Raw genomic sequence first — 3,031 nt, 5'->3', positions numbered from 1 at the left:
TCCAAAACCTCAAGAAGTGGACCAAGTTACGATCCCTTCAATCACATGGTATAGATTTAAGTTACCACAAATAAGGAAAAAAGAAAAGAAGAAAAAATTCACGAGGAAAGTGAACTTTTTCTTGACTCCCCACTTTTTCAACACTTTGAAGGATGAGGAAAGCCTCATCCTTCATATTTTTTGAAAATGATCGTCGCATTATGGCCACCAAAACCGAGCGAGTTGCTTAATACAGCACGCACATTTTGTTTGCGGGCAACGTTTGGTACGTAATCTAAATCGCATTCTGGATCTGGTGTTTCATAGTTAATCGTTGGCGGAATAACGCCATCGTAAATGGATAACACGGAGAAAATCGCTTCAACAGCCCCTGCTGCCCCGAGCAAATGCCCTGTCATCGATTTTGTCGAGCTGACCGCTAGTTTATACGCATGTTCACCAAATACTTCTTTAATCGCCATCGTTTCGTATTTATCGTTATACTCTGTGCTCGTTCCATGTGCGTTAATGTAATCGATGTCTTCTGGTCGCATGTTCGCATCATGAAGCGCTTGGCGCATCGCGCGGACGCCGCCTTCTCCGCCCGGTGCTGGCGCGGTAATATGATACGCATCGCCTGTCGCACCGTAGCCGACAATTTCTGCATAAATGCGTGCACCACGTTTTAACGCATGTTCGAGTTCTTCTAAAATAATAATGCCTGCCCCTTCGCCCATAATAAATCCGTCACGATGTTGATCGAACGGACGGCATGCTGTGTTCGGATCAGGGTTAAACGAGAGCGCTTTTGCAGCGCTAAATCCTGCAAACGCCATATGTGTAATCGGCGCCTCTGTTCCGCCTGTAATCATCACATCGGCGTCGCCACGTTCAATTACTTTGAACGCATCGCCAATCGAGTTCGTTCCTGTGGCGCAGGCGGTCACCGTACATGAGTTTATTCCTTTCGCTCCAAGCATAATCGACACTTGTCCGGCCGCCATATCTGGAATCATCATCGGAACGAAAAACGGGCTGACGCGACGATACCCTTTTTCTAAAAATGTCTTCAGTTGTTCTTCGTACGTTTCCATCCCGCCGATACCTGAACCGATCCATACGCCGACGCGCGCAGCGTTATCCTCCGTAATTTGTAAATTTGCATCTTTTACTGCCATCATCGAAGCAGCGACCGCATATTGCGTGAAACGGTCCATTTTGCGCGCTTCTTTTTTATCAATAAATTGTTCGACTTGAAAATCTTTCACTTCTGCCGCCACTTTCGCAGGAAAATCGTCCGCATTTAACCGTGTAAGCGGACCGATGCCCGATTGTCCTGCCACGATGTTTTTCCATGTCGTTTCCACATCATGTCCTAACGGTGTGACAGCCCCTAATCCCGTGACGACGACTCGTCTTTTTTCCATCACACATCACTCCTTTGTTTCATCATACATCGTTATTTGCCCCAACGCAACGCAATAGCTCCCCACGTTAATCCACCGCCAAAGCCGACCATAATGATGAGATCATCATCTTGAATGCGTCCAGCTTCTACTTCTTCAACGAGCGAAATCGGAATCGATGCAGCGGACGTATTTCCGTATTTATTGACCGTAATCGACATGCGATCGATTGGGAGCTCTAACCGTTCGCGCGCCGCTTCCATAATGCGAATATTCGCTTGATGCGGAATTAAAAAGTCAACATCTGCTTTCGTCAATCCTGCTTTTTCTAATACGCGAATGCACGACTCGCCCATTTGACGCACCGCAAACTTAAACACTTCTCGTCCGTTCATCACAACAAAATCGTCTTGATATAAATATTTTCCGCCTGTACCGTCCGCTCCTAGCTCAAACGACACGATACCACGACCTTCAGACACTTTTCCCATCACGACAGCGCCTGCGCCGTCTCCAAACAACACCGCTGTGTTGCGATCCGTCCAATCAACAATTTTTGATAATTTTTCCACACCTACAACAAGCACATATTTGTACGTATTCGTTTCGATAAATTGCTTCGCGGTCACCATCGCATACATAAATCCTGCGCATGCTGCGCTCACATCAAGCGCTGCCGCACGCACCGCCCCAAGCTTTTCTTGCAACATACATGCGACAGATGGAAAAGCGCGATCTGGCGTCACCGTTGCTACTAAAATGAGATCAATTTGTTCTGGCGAAATGCCCGCATCATCAAGCGCGCGCTTTGCTGCGATATAGCCCATATCGGACGTATCGATATCGTCTGACGCAATGCGCCGCTCTTCAATGCCTGTGCGCGTCCGAATCCATTCATCGGACGTATCCATACGTTGTTCTAATTCTTTATTCGTCACAATACGTTCCGGCAAGTATCGTCCAATTCCAATAATTCCTGCACTCACGGAAATATCGTCTCCTTTTATTATCAAACTTTATTACTTGGTACTAATTTTACTTTCTTTTTTCGTTTCGTGCAATAAAAAAATGAGGTGCTTACTCGACACCTCATTTACTCATTCGGCAATTTTCCCGTTGCTTTATATCGCGTAATCGCTTTTTTTATTTTTTGCTGAAACGATTCCTCGACAAATGGGCTAAACGTGCCGAGTTCGATGACACCGTCTTGAAAGTCGACATATGTCGTCCCAGCTTTTAACTTTCCATCTATAAATTTTTTCGCAACGAGTTCATACAGTTCGTCGACATGTTGGACGGTGCTTGTCAGCACTGTTCGTTCCCCTAGATCTGCTTGGTCTGTTACATATCCGATCGCATAAAGCCCATATTCTTTCATTTTTTCAATAATCGGCACGCTGAATTTATCGCCAGCGGGATATATGACATCTACGCCATCTGCGATCATCCGCTCAGCAATCGCCAAAGCTGTATTTATGTCATCCCAATTTTGCACATATTCAACGTCGACATGGGCATTTTCGTTTTCATATAACGCTCCTTCGAAAAAACCGTCCACTTCCGGCTGCCATTCAAATGCAGCAATCACGCCAATGTTATTCGTTTTCGTCATATGTCCTGCGACCATGCCGCCAAAAAAGCCCATC

Annotated in this window: 4 protein-coding genes; 1 reads left to right on the top strand and 3 read right to left on the bottom strand. The window is 46.0% G+C overall.

Annotated features, from left to right (window positions below; all coding sequences use genetic code 11):
- On the top strand, nt 1-184 hold a 184-nt coding region (locus tag LD028_RS01945), incomplete at its 5' end, for a hypothetical protein (protein WP_237810761.1).
- Here LD028_RS01945 and fabF read toward each other — a convergent pair.
- The 3 genes from fabF to LD028_RS01930 all read right to left on the bottom strand — a co-directional run.
- On the bottom strand, nt 165-1,406 hold the full coding sequence (fabF, locus tag LD028_RS01940) for a beta-ketoacyl-ACP synthase II (RefSeq protein ID WP_077427639.1): 1,242 nt from the start codon (nt 1,404-1,406) through the stop codon (nt 165-167). The genes LD028_RS01945 and fabF overlap by 20 nt on opposite strands.
- Nucleotides 1,407-1,438: 32 nt before the next feature.
- Nucleotides 1,439-2,371 (bottom strand): beta-ketoacyl-ACP synthase III, encoded by a 933-nt coding sequence (locus tag LD028_RS01935; protein ID WP_006318848.1) that lies wholly within the window; start codon nt 2,369-2,371, stop codon nt 1,439-1,441.
- Between the two features lie 107 nt (nt 2,372-2,478).
- On the bottom strand, nt 2,479-3,031 hold a 553-nt coding region (locus LD028_RS01930; protein ID WP_237810760.1), incomplete at its 5' end, for a BMP family ABC transporter substrate-binding protein.

This window comes from Anoxybacillus sp. LAT27 (genome assembly GCF_022030075.1).
In the GTDB taxonomy this organism is placed as follows: Bacteria; Bacillota; Bacilli; order Bacillales; family Anoxybacillaceae; genus Anoxybacillus; species Anoxybacillus kestanbolensis.
This window is presented reverse-complemented; position numbering and strand designations above follow the sequence as displayed.

Coding starts and splice junctions, on each gene's coding strand:
- fabF (WP_077427639.1), bottom strand. CDS start 1,406: ATGGAAAAAAGACGAGTCGTCGTCACGGGATTAGGGGCTGTCACACCG.